A 17955-nucleotide genomic window follows, 5' to 3' on the forward strand; every position below is an offset into this window, starting at 1 on the left:
GAGCCGTCGCGGGAGAGGCGCCGGCGAGGATCGGAGAGATCAGGAGACCGGCCAGCAACCCGGCATATGTTCGCTTCGTCCTGTTACCGCTGCGCATCTCTCTGATCCTCTCCATCGTCTCTATGGGCGCCTCAGGCCTGCCGGCTGGCTGCCTGCGCTGTCTGGCTCATCTCACCGGGCTGGTCATGCAGGAACACGCCCTGCCTGCGCAACTCTGCCTGCAGGCTGGCCACATCCAGCGCGCGCGGCTGGACGCCGGCGTTCACGCTGAGCGCGGCTGCGGCGCCAGCGGCCTGGCCGGTCAGCCAGCATTGCGGGATCTCGCGCATGAAGCCATGCGAGTTGGCATCGCAGCTGATGTGCTTGCCGCCTGCCAGCAAGCCATCGAGCTTGCGCGGCACCAGCGCGCCATAGGGCACCGAGATCACCGGATATTTGAGGCTGACCGAAGGGCTGACGCCAACCTCGTCCGGGAGCGCAATGCCGTCGGCCCACTGGCTGCGCAGGATCTTGCCCATGCCGGCCAGACGCCTTGTGTGCCGCACGCCAAGCTGCGAGCCGCTCTGCAGCATATAGCATTGCTCGAAGCCCGGCGCATGTTCGAGGAAGAACTCGCAATGCGTCTGCATGAAGCGGTGCGAGCGGATCTCCAACTCGGTCTGGTCATCCACATCCAGCGCGGACAGGCCGGATTGGCGCGGGCCGAGGAACAGCGCGATGTCGTTGCGCCAGGAGACATAAGGCGGCTGGAAGAAGCCGAGCCGCTCACGGCCGAGCTTGGCGAACTCGGCATATTGCTCGGGCTCATTGGCGCGGAAGGCCAGCCAGCGGTCCATGTCCACACCGCCCAGCATGAAGCCGGTATTGGCGCTGTGATGGACGTCGCCTTCCTCGATATCGGTATCGAACTCGGCCCCCGCCCGCGCGAAGATGTCGCCATCGCCGGTGGTATCGACCACCACCTTGGCACGCAGCGCCTGACGCCCGGCCTTGGATTCGAACACCACACCCTCGACCTTGCCATCGGCAACCATCGGCACTGCTGCCCAGCTGTGGAACACCAGCCGCACGCCGGCTGCCAGCAGCATCTCCTGGCTGATCAGCTTCAACCGCTCGGGATCGAGCGTTGGCGACCAGCAGACCGTGCCGTGGAAGGCCGCAGTGCGCTGGCCCCAGTAGCTCGCCTTCTTGGGATCGCGCGAGCCCCAGTCGGCGCGCGGCGGCCCGGCAAGGCCCGCGGCGGGCAGGCGCCCAAGCACATCATTGGCAAAGCCCTGGATGACCTGGCGACCGGTCCAGTCGGTCATCCGATCGATCCAGATGACGAGGCCGCCCGTGGAAAGACCGCCCAGATGATTATAGCGCTCCATCAGCACCACATCGGCCCCGGCCTGCGCCGCCGCCCAGGCCGCCGCCGTGCCCGAAGGCCCGCCGCCGACCACCAGCACGTCGCAGCTGTGATACACCGGAATCTCGCGCGCGGGCTCGACCCAGGTCCCCGTGCCATTGGCCCGCGGCAGCACCCGACCACCCGTCTCGAACACGTCAGAGGCCAGAAAACGATCCTCCGACTGGCGAACTTCCTGAACTTTAGGTCTGTCCATAATCGGCGAACCATATCCTTTCTGGGGAGGGATGGCGCTGCGGGCGCCATCCCATGAGTGTTGGTGAAGCGCGGGCGCCCTTACATCTTGAACCGCAGACCGACGCGGAATGCGCGCCCGACCTGATCGAACAAGGGCGATGCCTGGTCCGGGAAGGGCGGCGCGACATTGAAGATATTGTTCAGGCGAATGAACATCTCCCGGCTCCGATCGGCGTCCCGCGAGACATCGACCGTGAACGTCGCGTTGGTGTAGAAGGTGTTCTTCGTATCGTTGAAGTTGATGCTGTTCAGCGTGCCGGTGCCGACAACGAAATCATTGTCGATCTTGCCGCCCTGCAGCCAGCGCAGGTCCAGCGTGCTCGTCAGGCGGCCCAGTTCATGCGTGACGAGGCCGGACACGCGCCAGTGCGGCGTCACATATTCGCCTGCCCGTTCTTCCGTGCTGGCGGTGGACACGGCCGTGGTGGCCAATGTGTCCAGATATGTCCCCAGCAGGCGAATGGAGAGCGACCCGGCGCCCTGACCGAAGATGTTCTCCAGCGATGAGCGATAAGCGGCTTCGAAGTCGACGCCCTTGGTCTTCAGACGATCCAGATTCTCGAAGCGGACCGTCACACCGGTGATGTCGCCGGCCGGGGCGCCGCCAGAGGTCGTGACGAGGCCGCAGAAGTCGGAAATGCCATCGACATAACAGCGCTCGAGCACCTCGTTCGCGGAGATCGTCCCGATCACGCCCTTGATGTCGATATCGTAATAATCGACCGAGAGACGCAGGCCGTCCAGCCAGCGGGGCTGATAGACGATGCCCGCCGTGAGCGTATCGGCCTTTTCAGGATCGAGATTGGGGTTGCCCAGAGATGCGACCTCGACGGTGTAGTTGGTCGACCGGCGCGGATCGCGAATGTTCTGGCGCGCCACCGTCGTCGGCGCGAACAGCTCGGCAAAATTGCCCGCCCGGATGTCGCGGGACCGCGTGGCGCGAAGCCGCAGTTCGCTCGACAATTCCCATGTGCCGCCGACCTTCCAGGTCGTGACGCCACCCGATGTGCTGTAGTCCGTGTAGCGCGCGGCGAGGTTGAGATCGAACGAGCGAATGAACGGCAGATCCTTCAACAGCGGGATCGCCAGTTCGCCGAACACTTCCTTCACATTATAGCTGCCGGCGATCGGCTGGCGCGCGCCGCTCTGCCACTGGCCCGCCTGCGAAATGGCGTCCACCGTCGCGTCGATCGACTCTTCGCGATACTCCGCGCCGAACGCGGCGTTGATCGGGCCGGCCCAGCCTTCAAACAGCGCGCCATTGGCGCTGAACGCCGCCACTTGCTGCTTGGTGATGAGGTCGAAACGCGACGTGCCGGTGATGTAGGCAATGGCTTCCTGCGAGGGCGATCCAAAGCCGAACAGATTGAGCGGCGCGCACGCCGGGTCGTCATTGAGCGGATTGGCATCGGCATTCACGCGGCAAACGATGTTGCTGCCGGAGCGCACGGCGTCGATCGCCTTGCGGTAATTGATCATGTTGATCTGGCCGACATACTCCTGGACGAAGTGGTTGCGGCCATATTGGTAATAAGCGTCGAACGACCAGTCCCCGAGCGTGCCTTCCACGCCGACGACGCCGCGATAGACCGACGGCGAACCGACATGTCCGCGCACGGCGCCCAAGCCCTGCTCGCGCAGAGAGCGACCGAAGTTGAAGCAGGTGACGCCGGCGGCAAGCGCACGCGTGCGGAAGTCGTCGCTCAGATAGGGGTTGGTGATCGGCACCAGCACATTGCCGGTCTGCCCGCCGGGAATGGTGGTCGCCGAACAGGTGGGGTTGCCGGTGACGGAGCCCTGCTGACGCGGCTCGGCGAAATAGCCATTGGTGATCGACCGCGCGAAGCTGCCTTCCGCGAACAGAGTGAGGTTGTCGACCACCTCATAGGAGACGCGGGCCATCGCCGAATAGCGCTCGACCGGCTGCTGGAGGTTGCCGCCGGGATTAATGATCTCGGTGTAGTTGCTCGTGCCGCCGATCATCCGGTTGCCGAACACTTCGCCATAGCCGAACTGGCCGGTCTGCTGCCCCGGGAGGAAGGTTGTGCCACGCAGCGGGCCGCTGGTGATCAGGCCACCTTCCCACAGGTCGGTGCGGCGCACGTCGTCCGCATAGATGGTCGCAGGCAGGCCATTTTGCGCATAAGCCGAGTTGCCGGCGACGCCACGGCTCACCCAGGGGCGCGGGCGATAGGGCGTCTGGCCGATGCCCTCATTCTTGGAATATTCGCCGCCGATCAGAATATGGCCGCGCCCGCCGCCAAAGCTGGTTCCGGCCGCCAGCCCTGCCAGCACGTTCTGGGCATCGCCATATTGCGAAATGCCGCTCTGAACCGTGCCCTCGACGCCTTGGAGTTTTGACTTGAGAATGAGGTTGATCACGCCGGACACGGCGTCCGAGCCCCAGGATGCCGAAGCACCGCCGGTGACGACTTCCGTGCGTTCAATGAGAATGGCCGGGATGACGCCGAGGTCGACCGTGCCCTCCGGCGCGGTCGCGACATGGCGGCGGCCATCGACCAGCACCAGCGTGCGCTGCGCGCCGACATTGCGCAGATCGGCAACCACCGTCGCGGATGACAAGGCCCGCGCAACGCCGTTGCCCGTCGTCGAAAAGGCCGGGATGAGGCGGAGCGCGTCATCGACCCGCGTCGGCGCCACGGACTGAATCTGCGCGGTGCTGATGACCGAGGTCGGCGTCGGCGCCGTGAAGCCGCTCGCCTGAATGCGCGAGCCGGTGACGACGATGTCCTGATCGGCCGCTGCGCCGCCAGAAGACGCCGCACCAGTGCCTTCCGGCTGCGCGCTCGTAACCTGGGCCGTCGCCGGCTCGGCGGTATCGTCGCTCACCTGCGCCAAGGCGCCGCTGAGGGGGCACAGCATTGCCGCAATGCAAACGCCCAAATGGAACCGCGAACGGGCTGCGCTGATAGCTTTCATCTGATCCTCTCCCTGCTCAAGCTCTTATTGCGCATCGCCAGAACGAAGACCCGAACCAGCAGAGCTTGGTTCGACACGATTCCCGTCGGGGCTGAGCGCGATAGGATCTGCGGTACGCGCGAGAGGGCCAGTTCAGAAGGCCATGTAGCTTTGGAGGTGCATTCTCGATTCGAGAATGGTCAGTGGCGCGTCGGCCTCCCGGGGCGGTCACCGCGAGCAAAAACATCTTCGTGAAGCGAGCGGCCTGCCGTTTCCGGCATGAAGCGCAAGGCAACCAGCCCGACCAGACAGGCCAGCATCATATAGAAGGCCGGCATCAGCTCGTTCCCGGTCAGTGTGATCAGGCCGCTGCCAATGGCCGGCGCCGTGCCACCGAAGATGGACGTGGAGACATTATAGGCAATCGCGAAGCCGGCGAAGCGCGCGGCGGTCGGGAACAGCGCCGGGAATGTCGCTGAGATCGTCGCCAGCTGGGGCACATAGAGGAGGCCGAGCAACACGAATGCAATCGTGGCGCCGAGGAAGCCCGTACCCATGAGCAGATAGAGCGGCACGACGCAGACCACCAGGCCGATGAGCGAGAAGCGCCACATCGGCTTGCGCCCGATCCGGTCCGAGAGCGAACCGGCAAAGGGCAGGAACAGCATCATGAACAGCATGCCGACAATCGGGACGATCAGCGCATGTTGCGCGGTGAGGCCGATGCGCCGCTCGAGATAGGTCGGCATGTAGCTGAGCAGCGTATAGTTGACGACATTGAGCGCGACGACCAGTCCGCCCACGACCAGCATCGGGCGCCAGTGGCTGTGCATGAGCTGGCGGAGCGAAACCGAAGGCCGCGCTTCGCTCTCATGGGCGCGGAAGACCGGCGTGTCCTCCATGCGCGAGCGCAAATACATGCCGACAAGTCCCATCGGCCCCGCCACCAGGAACGGAATGCGCCAGCCCCATTCATACATTTGCGCCTCCCCGAGCAGCATCGAGAAGCTCAGCATGAGGATCGCGCCGAAGGAGAAGCCGGCCAGCGTGCCGAATTCGAGAAAGCTGCCGTAAAAGCCGCGCCTTTTGTCGGGCGCATATTCCGCCATGAAGGTTGCCGCGCCGCCATATTCGCCGCCCGTCGAGAAGCCCTGCACCATCCGCAGCAGGATGAGCAGCGCGGGCGCCCAGAGGCCGATGCTGGCATAGGACGGGATAAGCCCGACCGCGAGCGTGGCGCCCGACATCAGCAGAATGGTGAACGCGAGCACCGACTTGCGCCCCAGCCGGTCGCCCAGCGGTCCCCAGAACAGCCCGCCGAGCGGACGCACCAGAAAGGAGATGGCGAAGGTCGCGAGCGCGAACAGCACCGCATCATCCAGATCGCCCGGGAAGAGCGCAGCCGAGATATAGGTCACCCCATAGGCATAGATGCCGTAATCGAACCATTCGGTGGCGTTGCCTAATGCCGAAGCCGCGATCGCGCGGCGCAGCGTGGCAGTCTCGACCGGCTGGTCGGGGGAGGCTGATAGCGAGGAAGCGGTCATTCGGCGTGTCCGTCGACAGTGTTGGGGTCCAGCAGCGAGGCCATGGGCGTGGTACGCGGGACGATCTGGAAGTCCTGCTGATCCGGCGCTGGCACAGGCGGCGTCGAGGCCTGCCGCCAGAGGCCGAAAGCGAGCGTCAGGCCCGCGCACAGGGCGATGAAGAAGAACAGGCCGCCCACGGGCGCCGCGCTCATCAGCAGTGCCGCACCCAGCGGACCGGCGGCAGCGCCGGCCGAGTAGAGCAGCACTAGCCGCCCGCTCGCCGCGACGCGCTCGGCCGCCAGCAACCGGTCGTTGCAGTGCGCGACGCAGAGCGGATACAGCGCAAAGCTCAGCCCACCGAATAAGGCGCCGAGCACCAGCAGGTCCAGCCCGCGCGATGCCAGCGTGGCGAGCATCAGGCTGACGACCAGCGTGGCGGTGAAGCAGCCGACGATGACGCGCCGCCGGTCCAGCCGGTCGGACAGGCGGCCCAGCGGCCATTGCAGGGCCACGCCTCCGAGGATGACAATCATCATGAACGTGGCCGTGGCGCTCAGGTCCAGCCCCAGCCGCCGTACATGGACTGCCGCCATGCCGTAAAAGGCGCCAAGCATCAGGCCCGTCGCCACCGCGCCGACCGTGCCGAGCGGCGAGGCGGCGTACAGGCCCCGAATGGTGAAGGCTTCCGCATCGACCGGCGCCGGCGCGCTGCTGCGGGTGAGACAGAGCGGAATGATCGCCAGCGAGATGAGAATGGACGCGAGCAGAAACGGCGCGGCCGGCAGCGTGCCACTGGCACCGAGCAGCAGCTGGCCTACTGCCTGCCCGAGATAGAGCGCGACCATATAGGCAGCGAGGATGCTGCCGCGCGTCTCCATCTCCGCCCGATCGTTGAGCCAGCTTTCGAGGCAGATGAAGACCCCGGCGACGCACAGGCCATCGATCAGGCGCAGGCCTGCCCAGAACGGCGCGGACTGGATCAGGGCATAAGAGAGCGTGCTCGCCGAGAGCAGCGAGACGAACACCGCAAAGGCGCGGATATGCCCCACCCGCCGGACGATCTCGCCGGCCCGAAGCGCGCCGACCACCAGCCCGGCGAAATAGGCCGTGGCGACCACGCCGATCACGATCGTTCCCGCCCCGGCCCGCTCCAGTCGCAGGCTGATCAGCGTCGACAAAAAGCCACTGCCCGCCATCAGCATGAAGATGGCGAGCAGGAGGCTGCGGACGGGCTGGATCGCGGCGAGCATCAGGGGTGGAGCAGCGCGCGGGTTCAAGCCGCGCGCCGGTCCTCCGTCATGGCCGCGTCATCCTCCACCAAGGCGCGGTGGAGAGCGCCGACGGCGGTCTCATAATCCTCGACAGCGACGATGAACTGCACGTCGACATTGCGGATCTGGTGCTGCATCGCGATGATCGGCACGCCTTCATCCGCGAGCGCGCGCAAGGCATCGGCCAGCAGCCCCGCCCGCGAGATGTCGCTGCCAATCACCGAGACGATCGCCACCGGCTGGGCGGAGATCGCGGCATCGGGGTAGCGTCCCTGCAGATCCGCGATCACGCGCTTCACCGTCGGGGCGTCCGTCGAGAGATAATGGGTGATGGTGTTGGCATTAGAGGCCTTGCTGACGATCCACGCGCCATGGCGAGTCAACGCCTCGAGGATCGCGGCGTCATAGCCCTTCACCCCGACCATATCCTGCTCGAAGAACTGCAGGGCCTGCGCCTGGCGCACGCCGGTCACGATTTCAACGCGCGGCGTATCGGAGACATATTTGCCGCAGATGAGCGTGCCGCCATCCTCCCGGTCGAAGGCATTGCGCACGCGCAGCGGGATCTCCGTCTGACGCAAGCCCCGCCCGGCGCCGGGGTGAATGGCCTCCATGCCCAGATTGGCGAGCTGATCGGCCACGTCATAATTGGTGCGGCCGATCTTGCGGGCCTTGTCCGTCCCGACGAGGCGCGGGTCGGCGCTCGAAAGGTGGAATTCCTTATGGATGACCGCTTCGCGTGCGCCGGTCAGCACCGCGATGCGCGAGAAGGTCATTTCCGAATAGCCACGGGCATAGAGCCGCACCATGCCCTCGCTGCATCCGGCATAGCCGGTCACGATCGGCAGCGTGTTGCTGAGATCGATGGACGCGAAGGCCTGCAGGATGCGCTCATCCAGTTCGCGCATGTCCTGCTGGTCCCACAAGGTGAGATCAACGAACGCGGCGTTGACGCCCCGGTCGCGCAGCAGCAGCGCCGTCGAATGCGCGCTGTGCGCCTCGCCGAGGCCAGCGAGCAGCTCGCGCACCGTCACCAGCTGCTCCTTGAGGCAGAAGCGCCCGTGACTGCGCAGCCGCGCCAGATCATCGAGGCAGGCAGCGACGGTGGCAATCCGCATCTCGACAAAGGCATCCGCTTCGGCGAGGCTTTCTTCGCGCACGAACATCCCGGCGTTGCGCGTCTTCATCGCATCGCACACCGCGTTCATGGCGTGGCGCCAGCCGTCGGCATCGTCATCCGCGACGAAGCGGGCATAGACCCCCGGCTCGCCGCTCTTCTTGTGTTCCAGCAGCAGGTCGGTCATGCCGGCATAGGCCGAGACGACGAAGATGCGGTTGTAGAGATCGGCGCCCTTGCGGCCGGCGATCAGCACATTGTCGAACAAAGTCGTCGTCGCGGCCATGGATGTGCCGCCGATCTTTTCCACACTATGGCTCATGCCAGCGCCTCCTCCATCAACGGTCCCTTCACAGGCGTGATCGCCTGCGGCTCGCCCCGCGCGGCGATGAAGGCCGGGCGCGGCGTCTCGACGCCGAAGGGCGCGACCAGCCGGTTGCAGACGGCATTGTAGACCAGAAAGGCATTGGCGCGCGGGAAGGGCGTGATGTTGCCATTCGACCCATGCATGATGTTGCAGTCGAAGATCACCACGGATCCGGGCTTGCCGGTCGGCGCCACGATGCCGAACGTGTCGGCCAGCTCGGCGAGATTGTCCTCGTCCGGCACACCATATTCCTGCTTCTTGAGTGACTGGCGATAATGGTCCTGCGGCGTTTCGCCGACGCAGGTGAGGAACTGGCGATGCGATCCGGGGATCAGCATCAGCGGGCCGTTATGCGGCGTGTTTTCGGCCAGCAGCACGGACATGGACAACGCCCGCATGCGCGGCATCCCGTCCTCCACATGCCAGGTCTCGAAATCGCTGTGCCAGTAGAATTCCTTGCCGCGAAAGCCAGGCTTATAATTGAGCCGGGACTGGTGGATGTACACCTCGTCGCCCAGCAGGAAGCGGGCGACCTCGGCCAGGCGCGCATCGGCGGCCAGCCGCCCGAGCACCGGACTTTGCGCGTGGATGCGGAAGATGGAGCGGATCTCGCGGCTGCCCGGCTCGCTGATCACCGTTTCGTCTTCCAGCGCATCGGGATCGGCCAGCAGCTTGCCGGCGTGGCGCTGGAGGAACGCGACTTCCTCGCCGGAAAACAGGTCTTCCAGTACCAGATAGCCGTCGCGGTCGAAGCGCTCGGCCTGTGCGCGGCTGATGGGTGCGTCCTCGCTCCAGTCGCTGTGAACGACGGGGTCGCGGCGCGGCGAAAAGGCCGCCACGCTATCGTGGCGGGATGGGTAGAGGTCTTGCATGCTTCTCCCCCTTCTAATGGTTGAAAGATGGTTCAGTCGGCGAGCGCGGGCTCGCGCGGGGCACTGGTGTCGGCGGGATAGGCACCATGTTCGTCATGGACTTCCTTGCCGGTCACCGGCGGATTGAAGGTGCAGGCGCACAATATGTCCGTCTCCGGGCGCACGATGTGCCGGTCATGGTCGTTGAGGGCGTACATGACGCCGGGCGAGAGCTTGTGCGTCACGCCGGTGCCCAGATCCTCGATGGTGCCGGTGCCCTTGAGGACCAGCACCGCCTCCAGATGGTTCTGGTAATGCATGTGCAGTTCCTCACCGGCGTGCATGGTGGTGACGTGGAAGGAAAAGCCCATATCGTCATCCTTCAGGAGGAGGCGTGCGCTCTCCCAGCCCTTGGACTTCACGTTGCGGTCCGTCTTGCGGATGTCCTGCAGCTTGCGAACGATCATAATGCGTATCTCCTCTTACTCTGCGGCGACGCCATAAGGGACGCTCAGCGCGGACCGGATGCTCTCCTCGAGAATGTCGAGGCCGGCCGACAGCACGTCGTCCTCGATCACGAGAGGCGCGAGCACCTTCACGATCTCGTCATGCGCGCCGCTGGTTTCGATGATGAGCCCCTGCGCAAAGCAGGCGGCGGTGATGGTTTCGGCGACCTCGCCCGAGCCGACATCGATGCCGCGCATCATGCCGCGACCGCGGGTGGAAAGGCCATGTTCGGCGGCCATCGCCTCCAGCCGCCGCTCCAGCAGTGCGCCGCGCCGGGCAATGTCCTGCTGGAATGTGTCGTCGCTCCAGAAATGGCGAAGCGCGGCCGTGGCGGTCACGAAGGCATGGTTGTTGCCCCGGAAGGTGCCATTATGCTCGCCCGGCGACCATTGATCGAGCGCGGGGCTGAACAGAGTGAGCGCAAAGGGCAGGCCCATGCCGGAAAGCGACTTCGCCATCGTCACGATGTCCGGTGTGAAGCCCATGCCCTCGAAGCTGAAGAAGTTGCCGGTGCGGCCGCAGCCCGCCTGAATATCGTCGATAATCAGCAGCGCGCCGTGGCGCTTGGCGATCGCGGCGATCTTGCGCAGCCATTCCGCCGACGCGACATTGAGCCCGCCCTCGCCCTGCACCGTCTCCACCAGAATGGCGGCCGGCGCATCGAGGCCGCTCGACGGATCGGACAGGCGCCGTTCCAGCAGCTCGGCCGTGTCGACGTCCGGCCCATGATAGCCATCATATGGCTCATGCGCGACATGGCTCAGTGGCACGCCGGCGCCACCGCGCTTGGCGGCATTGCCGGTGCAGGCCAGCGCGCCCAGCGTCATGCCATGGAAGCCGTTGGTGAACGCGATCACCATCTCGCGACCGGTGATCTTGCGGGCGAGCTTGATCGCCGCCTCGACCGCATTGGTGCCGGTCGGCCCGGTGAACATGGCCCGATAATCCAGTCCGCGCGGGCGCAGAATGACCTCTTCCAGCGCAGCGAGAAAATCCGCCTTCGCATCGGTGTGCAGGTCGAGGCCGTGGGTGATGCCGTCGCTGGCGACATAATCGACCAGCGCGCTTTTGAGCACCGGATGATTATGGCCGTAGTTGAGCGTCGAGCAGCCCGAGAGGAAGTCGAGATAGCGGCCGCCCTGATTGTCGTGCATCCAGACGCCCTGCGCGCGGTTGAACTGGCGCGGCATGGAGCGTGCATAGCTGCGCACGCCGGATTCCCGCCGCTCGTAAATGGCGGTGTCGGGTTTGCGAGCCGTGGGGTGGGGCAAGATGTTGGCGGTCATGCTGTCAGCGTTCCTTCTTCTGTTGCGGCTGCCAGATGAGGCAGCGGGCCGAGGCGCGCCTGCCACTCGGTGGCGTGCGCTCCGGCAAAATGCGGCTCGCGCCCAAAGCGCGCGGTCTTCTCGATGGGGACGTTCCACCGCCGCGCCAGTCCTTCGAACAGCGCCCAGGATGCACGGTTGTCCCGCGTGATCGTGGTCGTGATGTGGGTCACGCCATGCTGCTGCGGGCGCGCCAGCAAGGACTCCATCATCCGCCCTGCGAGGCCATGGCCCCGCATGGAGGCGGCGATGGCCACCTGCCAGACGAACAACGTCTCGGGCGATTGTGGCACGCGATAGCCAGACACCCAGCCCACCAGCGCGCCATCGCATTCCGCCACAGCACAGCTATCGGCGAAATCGGTGCATTGCAGGAGGTTGCAATAGGCGGAGTTCGCATCCAGCGGTGGTGATGCGGCAATCAGGGCACTGACGGCAGGCCCGTCCGTGGCGGCGGGCTTTCGAAGCGAGATAGATCGCCCCTCGCGATCTAAAAAGTGCGCAGAAGCCCTTGGCGGCTCAAGAGCCGCTGTAGCTTGTCGATCAAAGATTGTTTATCTCCCGAATTATATTTTCTGAGACGCGACGCTGTGCAGAGCGTCGTTCCGGGCCATATATGGCACTTTTCTCGCTCACTTCAAGCGGAAGAGGCAAATTTTAGTTCATCTGATAAAGCATATACCCGCCCGCTCCCGTCGTTCCAGCGAATTGGCGTGGGGCGCGCCTTGCGCTATCGACACGGCATGAGCCTCGATATTGCTTCATCCACTTTACGCGCCTTGCGACGGATTCTCCGCGCCACGGACATCGGCAGCCGCCAACTCGCCACGGCGACCGGCCTCACCCCCTCGCAACTGCTGGTGCTGCGGGAAATCGCCGCCGCCCCCTCCGCCACGCCAAGCGCGATTGCCCAATCGCTGCAGTTCAGCCAGGCCACCATCACGGCGATCGTAGACCGCCTTGTCGCCTTGGGCTTTGTCCAGCGGGAGCGCAGCGAACGCGACAAGCGGCAGTTCCATCTGAATGTTCTGGCGGCGGGAGAAACCGCTCTCGCAGAAGCGCCCGACCCCCTTCAGGCGACCTTTACCGAGCGCTTCTCAGCTCTGCCCGTCTGGGAACAGGCGATGGTCCTCGCCGCGACCGAGCGTCTCGCCATGTTGATGGACGCCGAACATATCGACGCAGCGCCCTTGCTCGACAGCGGCCCCATCGACCGGGCGCGGCCGCATTCATCCTGAGCGCTGATCCCGGCGCTTACAGAGCCTGCCGGACTTCCGCCATGGCGCGGGCGATGGCCGCCTTCAGCTCACCCTGCGAGAAAGGCTTGCCCAGCTTGAGGACGTTAAGGCCGCTATCCGTCGGCACCTCGCCATAGCCCGTGGCGAGGATGATCGGCAGGCGGATGTCCTCGGCCATCAGCTGCATAGCAAGCTGCACGCCGGTCATGTTCGGCATGGCCTGATCGGTGACAAGCAGGTCGATGCCCGGATTGTCCCGCAAGATCTTGAGAGCATCGGCCGCGCAATCGGCTTCCCACACCTGATGGCCGAGATCTTCCAGGAACGCCGCCGTGTTCATCAGGATGAGCGGATCATCGTCCACGGCGAGAATTTTGAGCGGGCGAACCGTGCCGTCCGCAGACAGCGCGGGCTCCGCCTCCCGTGCCGGCCGGTTGGCGTCGTCGCTGGAGACGGGGAACCAGAGCGCCGCCGTCGTCCCGATGCCGGGTGCGCTCGTCAGGGTAAAGGTGCCTCCGAGCTGGCGCACAAGGCCATGGATCATCGACAGGCCAAGGCCCGTCCCCTTGCCAACGCCCTTGGTGGTGAAGAATGGCTCGGTCGCCCGCGCCAGCGTCTCGGCATCCATCCCCGTGCCCTGGTCTATGACCAGAATGCGCACATAGCTGCCCGGCGCCAGTTCGGCCGATTCGCCCGGCGCAATCCGCTTGGTATCCGTCTCGATCCGGATCGTGCCGCCATCGGGTGAGGCATCGCGCGCGTTCACCAGCAGGTTGAGCAGCGCCATCTCGATCTGGTTGGGGTCGGCGACGATGAAGGGGCCGTCCGCAACGCCGTGAAATTCGAGCGGCCAGAGCGGCCCCAGCGTCCGCTGCGCCAGTTCCTTGAGCCCGTCGAGCAGCGAGGAGACGTTGACCGGTTCGGGCGAGAGGTCCTGCCGCCGCGCAAAGGCCAGCATGCGCTGGGTCAGGGCTGCGCCGCGCTCGGCGCCCTGCTGGGCATTGTCGAGGAGCCGCTTCGACATGGGGTCATCGGGGATCCGCTTGCCGAGCAGCGAGAGGCTGCTCATGATGGCCATCAGCAAGTTGTTGAAATCATGCGCGACGCCGCCGGTCAGCTGGCCGATGGCTTCCATCTTCTGGCTCTGCCGCAGCGCATCTCGCGCCGCTTCGAGCTCCGCATTGCGGGCCTTGGTTTCGCTCAGGTCACGGCCGACCGCGACGAAGTTCACGCCATCGGGCTCCGGCGCGACGGTCCACTCGATATGCTTCCAGCCGCCATCGCGCGTCGCAATGCGGTTCTCGAACCGCGTGGGCTCCCCGGTTTGGGCCATGCGCTCAATGGCTTCCAGCGTGGGCGGCATGTCTTCGGGATGCATGAATGTCGCGTAACCGCGAGTGAGCAGCTCGGCTTCCGTCCAGCCCAGAACCTGCGTCCAGGCGGGGCTCACGGCTGACATCATGCCGGTGAAATCGGCGCGCGCGAGCATGTCCTGCGACAAGGTCCACAGGCGGTCCCGCTCCGAGCGCGCGCGCTCCACAGCGACCTTCACGCGTTCGCCCACCTCCTGAACGAGCGTTTCTTCCTCCGCCGTCCAGACCCGCGGCGTGGCATTCTGGACCGCGAGCAGGCCCACCCACTGCTTCTCCTCGAACAGCACCACGTCCACGAAGGCGCCGACCTCGCGGGCGCCAAGGCCGGCCTTTGCCTCGGCGCTCAGGCGCGCGTCGGCCTGCACATCGCGCACCACCACGGGCGTGCCGACGCGATAGGCGTTCAGCAGGTCCGGGCCGAAGGCTTCGAGCGAATGTTCGCCAACAATCGACCCGACACCGCGATGATGATCGCGCTCGACGGTCATGCGGCCGTCGGTGATTTCCGCGTAGAACACCCGGCTGGCCGAGAGATACGCGCCAAGGCGTTCCGCCGTCAGGGCAATGACGTCGGCCGGCGTGGTCAAAGGGCGCAACGCGTCGGACAGCGACATCAAGAACGCTGTCTTGCGCTCGGCGGCGACGCGTTCGGTCGTTTCGGCGAGAATGCAGATGACGCCCGCCGGTTGGCCCTCCTCATCGAGCACCGGCGAATAATCGAGGTCCATCCACACCTGCTCGGGCCGGCCGTGGCGGTGCAGCGTTAATTCCTGGTCGCGATAATGGAGCGTCTTGCCGGCCAGCCCGACCTTCATGACATTGTCGTTGAAGTCGGCGACCTCGCCCCATCCTTCCCGAACATTGGAACCCAGAAGCTCGGGGTGGCGCCCGCCCGCGAAGCCGGAATAGGCGTCGTTATACAGCATGACGCCTTCCTCGCCCCACAACATCACGATCGGCACCTGCGAGCGAAGCAGCAGCGAAACGGCGCATTTGAGGCAGGGCGCCCAGTCTTCGATCGGACCGAGTGGCGTGGCGCTCCAGTCCCTGTCCCTGATCAACGCAGCGCACTCGCCCCCGCCAGCCAGGAAGGCCAGATCGGCAGAGGCCAGATGTTGAGCGCGCGCAGGCATATTCTGGAGCATTCGTATCGAGATCCTATCGAGGGCCGCCCGCGAGATTTTGCCATCTTCGCCGATACGCCAAGGTCTGACGGTTTATCTCACCACCTACGGTCGCGAAATGCCATTTTGTACAGAGTTTGCTCAGCGCGTTCACCCAAAGACTAGCCTGTGCCCGCTCTGAAACAGGAACAGGCTACAAACAGCAGAAATCTCGGGCCGTCTTGGAATGCAGAGGAGCCAAAAATGGCGGGCGCTGCGGCGTCATCCGATTCAGATGAGCCTGGACGGGAGGAAGTCTTCAGGGCGTACGCCCCACCCAGACTCAGTCCGCGTCGATCATGAAAAGCGTGTTTTCCCGATATTTCGGGTCCATGCGGTCGAACAGCGGGTGGACATCGAACGTGGTCTCAAGAACGTCCAGCTCGCTCAGGCCCGCCAGATTGTAGCTGCCGACCTTCGGTTCGCGCGGCTCGGCGCCGTCGCGGGTAATGGTGATGGCATCGATGAAGTAGCTGTCGTTGCGCTTGTAAAGCACATGCGGCGCGAGCACGAGCGCCAGCTTGTTGTAGCGGGCGGAAAGACAGCGACGCAGCGCGATCGCTTCAAAGATGCGACTATTGTCCATGGCCGGGCCATTGGCCGGTTTGTCGCCGATTATCAAGGCCCATGGCGTGTTTTGCCCGGCGGGCGCGTGGCGCGCCGTGCAGCCCGCGCACCGTGCGCGCCTTCACGATGCGCAAAGGCGGCGGCGCGCATCCTCATATTCCGCGGCGAATCGCGCGATGAGCGCAGCGGCCGGCACGACATCGGTGACCGCGCCAATGCCTTGGCCTGCGCCCCAAATGTCTTTCCACGCCTTGGCGCCTGTCGCCGCAGCGAAGTCCATCGCCGAGGGATCGCTTGCGGGTAGCGCGTCCGGGTCCAGCCCCTGTGCGAGGATGGACGCGCGCAGATAATTGCCGGAGACGCCCGTGAAGTAATCCGAATAGACGATGTCCGCCGCCTGCCCGTCCACGATGCCCTGCTTGTAGGCGGCGCTGGCCCGCGCTTCCTGCGTGGCGATGAAGGCCGAGCCGATATAGGCAAAGTCCGCGCCCATCGCCTGCGCGGCAGCGATGCCGCTGCCCGTGGCGATGGCGCCGGAAAGGGCGATTGGCCCGTCGAACCACGCCCGCGTCTCCGCCACCAGCGCGAAGGGCGACTGGCTGCCGGCATGGCCGCCTGCGCCCGCCGCCACCAGGATCAGGCCATCCGCCCCCTTTTCGACCGCCTTGTGAGCGAAGCGCTGATTGATGACGTCATGGAAGACGAGGCCGCCCCAGGCCTTCACCGCTGCATTCACCTCCTCATTTGCGCCCAGCGAGGTGATGATCAGCGGCACCTTGAAGCGGGCGCAGATCGCGAGATCCTCCATCAGGCGCGGGTTGGAGCGATGAACGATGAGATTGACGGCAAAGGGCGCGGCCGGCGCCTCGGGGTGGGCGGCATCATGCGCCGCGAGTTCGGTGACGACGCGCTCCAGCCAGTCCTCGAGCCGGTCCGGCGCGCGGGCATTCAGCGAGGGCATGGCACCGATGATGCCCGCCTTGCACTGCGCGATCACCAGATCGGGATTGGAGATGATGAACAGCGGCGCGCCGATGACGGGCAGACGCAAACCACGGCGAAGGCTCTCGGGAACGGACACCAGTTTCTCCTCTCCCGCCCGGCCTGACATGGCGGCCTGCACCCGTCAATGCCGGCGAAAATCGCGTCGTTACCGTTTCATTTACCATCTGCGCGCTACCGCTACGGCAGGGCCATTCGAGGCAAAGGGGGTAAGCGGCATGGGACAGACAAGAACGATGCGGGCGGGCCTCACATGGGCCGCGCCGGATGTGACGAGCTTGCTGGCGCGGTTGTTCGACCGCACGAGTCGCGCGCAGGCATCGGTTCAGGGTCAGGCTGCACCCTCCGCATGGAGCCCGAGGCCGGCGCCTCGCCTCCGCATGAACGACGACCTGCCCGCCACTCCGGATGTGGCGGAGACAGCGCCGACGCCGCGCCGCCCAGCCCTCATGCTCGTCACCGAGACCAACGCGCTGCCCGCATGGGCGTCGTTCAGCGCGGTCATGCCGGCGCCACTTAGCGATCTGGAGGTCAGCGCGCTGGCCGCCGCGCACTGGCCCCGCGCCCGCCCGATAAGCGATGATGCAGCCATCCGCGTCGCCAGCGATGCGACGGAGGAGGACTCCGCCGGGATGCAGGCCGCGCTGAGCGAGGCGCTCGCCCGCCTGCGCGCACTGACCATCCAGTCCCGCCACTGACAAAGCCGCACCGCACGCCAGTCACCAGTCCTCAATCGTGAGGACCGCCAGCACCATCTCCACCCCGCCATCCTGCCCATCCATCACGGAATCGACCGCCAGATCGACGACGATGTGATGGACGAGGGCGATCTCTGCGTCCGGCAACGTCTTGGTCAGCGCCGTAGCCCTGTCCCACGCATCCGTACCGGGGAGGTGCAGCACGATCCGATGCTGCGCGCCGATGAACGTCGCGCTGCACCAGGGGCGCTGTCCGCCATCCTCCACAGCACAATCTTGGCCTGCCAGCGCCTGCAAAGCAGCCAGCAGACGGCCGTGACAATCGCGCCGCGTGCTGCGAGCTGGGGCGGCCTTGCGAGGCAACGAGCTGGCCATGGCAGACG

Annotated in this window: 15 protein-coding genes; 2 read left to right on the forward strand and 13 right to left on the reverse strand. The window is 65.5% G+C overall.

Features of this window, described 5'->3' with window-relative positions:
- Positions 1 to 131: 131 nt before the first annotated feature.
- From M2339_RS12850 to ectA, 9 genes are all read right to left on the reverse strand, one after another.
- A complete protein-coding gene (locus M2339_RS12850; protein WP_181560826.1) occupies positions 132 to 1604 on the reverse strand; it encodes an FAD-dependent oxidoreductase in 1473 nt (490 codons plus the stop codon).
- Positions 1605 to 1684: 80 nt separating this feature from the next.
- Positions 1685 to 4585: a TonB-dependent receptor plug domain-containing protein gene (locus tag M2339_RS12855; protein ID WP_264586344.1), complete on the reverse strand. Its 2901-nt coding sequence runs from the start codon at positions 4583 to 4585 to the stop codon at positions 1685 to 1687.
- Between the two features lie 179 nt (positions 4586 to 4764).
- Positions 4765 to 6111: an MFS transporter gene (locus tag M2339_RS12860; protein ID WP_264586343.1), complete on the reverse strand. Its 1347-nt coding sequence runs from the start codon at positions 6109 to 6111 to the stop codon at positions 4765 to 4767.
- On the reverse strand, positions 6108 to 7343 hold the full coding sequence (locus M2339_RS12865; RefSeq protein ID WP_264588299.1) for an MFS transporter: 1236 nt from the start codon (positions 7341 to 7343) through the stop codon (positions 6108 to 6110). Before M2339_RS12865 ends, M2339_RS12860 begins: the two co-directional genes overlap by 4 nt.
- Positions 7344 to 7366: 23 nt before the next feature.
- Positions 7367 to 8803: an aspartate kinase gene (locus tag M2339_RS12870; RefSeq protein ID WP_264586342.1), complete on the reverse strand. Its 1437-nt coding sequence runs from the start codon at positions 8801 to 8803 to the stop codon at positions 7367 to 7369.
- Positions 8800 to 9720 carry an ectoine hydroxylase gene (gene thpD / locus M2339_RS12875; protein WP_264586341.1) on the reverse strand — a complete coding sequence of 307 codons (921 nt, stop codon included), beginning with the start codon at positions 9718 to 9720 and terminating at the stop codon, positions 8800 to 8802. The genes M2339_RS12870 and thpD overlap by 4 nt, the downstream gene beginning before the upstream one ends.
- Positions 9721 to 9752: 32 nt before the next feature.
- The gene (locus M2339_RS12880) at positions 9753 to 10166 is read right to left on the reverse strand and encodes an ectoine synthase (protein ID WP_264571465.1); all 414 of its coding nucleotides are present in this window, start codon (positions 10164 to 10166) and stop codon (positions 9753 to 9755) included.
- Positions 10167 to 10181: 15 nt separating this feature from the next.
- Positions 10182 to 11492, reverse strand: a complete 1311-nt coding sequence (ectB, locus tag M2339_RS12885; protein ID WP_264586340.1) for a diaminobutyrate--2-oxoglutarate transaminase — start codon at positions 11490 to 11492, stop codon at positions 10182 to 10184.
- Positions 11489 to 12004 (reverse strand): diaminobutyrate acetyltransferase, encoded by a 516-nt coding sequence (ectA, locus tag M2339_RS12890; RefSeq protein WP_264588298.1) that lies wholly within the window; start codon positions 12002 to 12004, stop codon positions 11489 to 11491. Before ectA ends, ectB begins: the two co-directional genes overlap by 4 nt.
- Before the next feature lie 270 nt (positions 12005 to 12274).
- On the opposite strand from ectA, the gene M2339_RS12895 reads away from it, so the two are divergent.
- Positions 12275 to 12769 carry a MarR family winged helix-turn-helix transcriptional regulator gene (locus M2339_RS12895; RefSeq protein ID WP_264588297.1) on the forward strand — a complete coding sequence of 165 codons (495 nt, stop codon included), beginning with the start codon at positions 12275 to 12277 and terminating at the stop codon, positions 12767 to 12769.
- Positions 12770 to 12785: 16 nt separating this feature from the next.
- Here the strand turns inward: M2339_RS12895 and M2339_RS12900 are convergent, their stop codons facing one another.
- The 3 genes from M2339_RS12900 to M2339_RS12910 form a co-directional block, all read right to left on the reverse strand.
- Positions 12786 to 15275: a PAS domain S-box protein gene (locus M2339_RS12900; RefSeq protein ID WP_264586339.1), complete on the reverse strand. Its 2490-nt coding sequence runs from the start codon at positions 15273 to 15275 to the stop codon at positions 12786 to 12788.
- A gap of 313 nt (positions 15276 to 15588) precedes the next feature.
- Positions 15589 to 15891, reverse strand: a complete 303-nt coding sequence (locus M2339_RS12905; protein WP_181560836.1) for a hypothetical protein — start codon at positions 15889 to 15891, stop codon at positions 15589 to 15591.
- Positions 15892 to 15993: 102 nt separating this feature from the next.
- Positions 15994 to 16953, reverse strand: coding sequence for an NAD(P)H-dependent flavin oxidoreductase (locus tag M2339_RS12910; RefSeq protein ID WP_264586338.1), 960 nt, complete (start codon positions 16951 to 16953; stop codon positions 15994 to 15996).
- A 139-nt stretch (positions 16954 to 17092) separates the two neighbouring features.
- Here M2339_RS12910 and M2339_RS12915 point away from each other — a divergent pair, with 139 nt between their 5' ends.
- A complete protein-coding gene (locus M2339_RS12915) occupies positions 17093 to 17572 on the forward strand; it encodes a hypothetical protein (RefSeq protein WP_264586337.1) in 480 nt (159 codons plus the stop codon).
- Between the two features lie 21 nt (positions 17573 to 17593).
- Here M2339_RS12915 and M2339_RS12920 read toward each other — a convergent pair whose 3' ends face one another.
- The gene (locus tag M2339_RS12920; protein ID WP_264606383.1) at positions 17594 to 17947 is read right to left on the reverse strand and encodes a hypothetical protein; all 354 of its coding nucleotides are present in this window, start codon (positions 17945 to 17947) and stop codon (positions 17594 to 17596) included.
- Between the last annotated feature and the right edge of the window lie 8 nt (positions 17948 to 17955).

The organism is Sphingobium sp. B2D3C (assembly GCF_025961835.1).
Classification (GTDB): Bacteria; Pseudomonadota; Alphaproteobacteria; order Sphingomonadales; family Sphingomonadaceae; genus Sphingobium.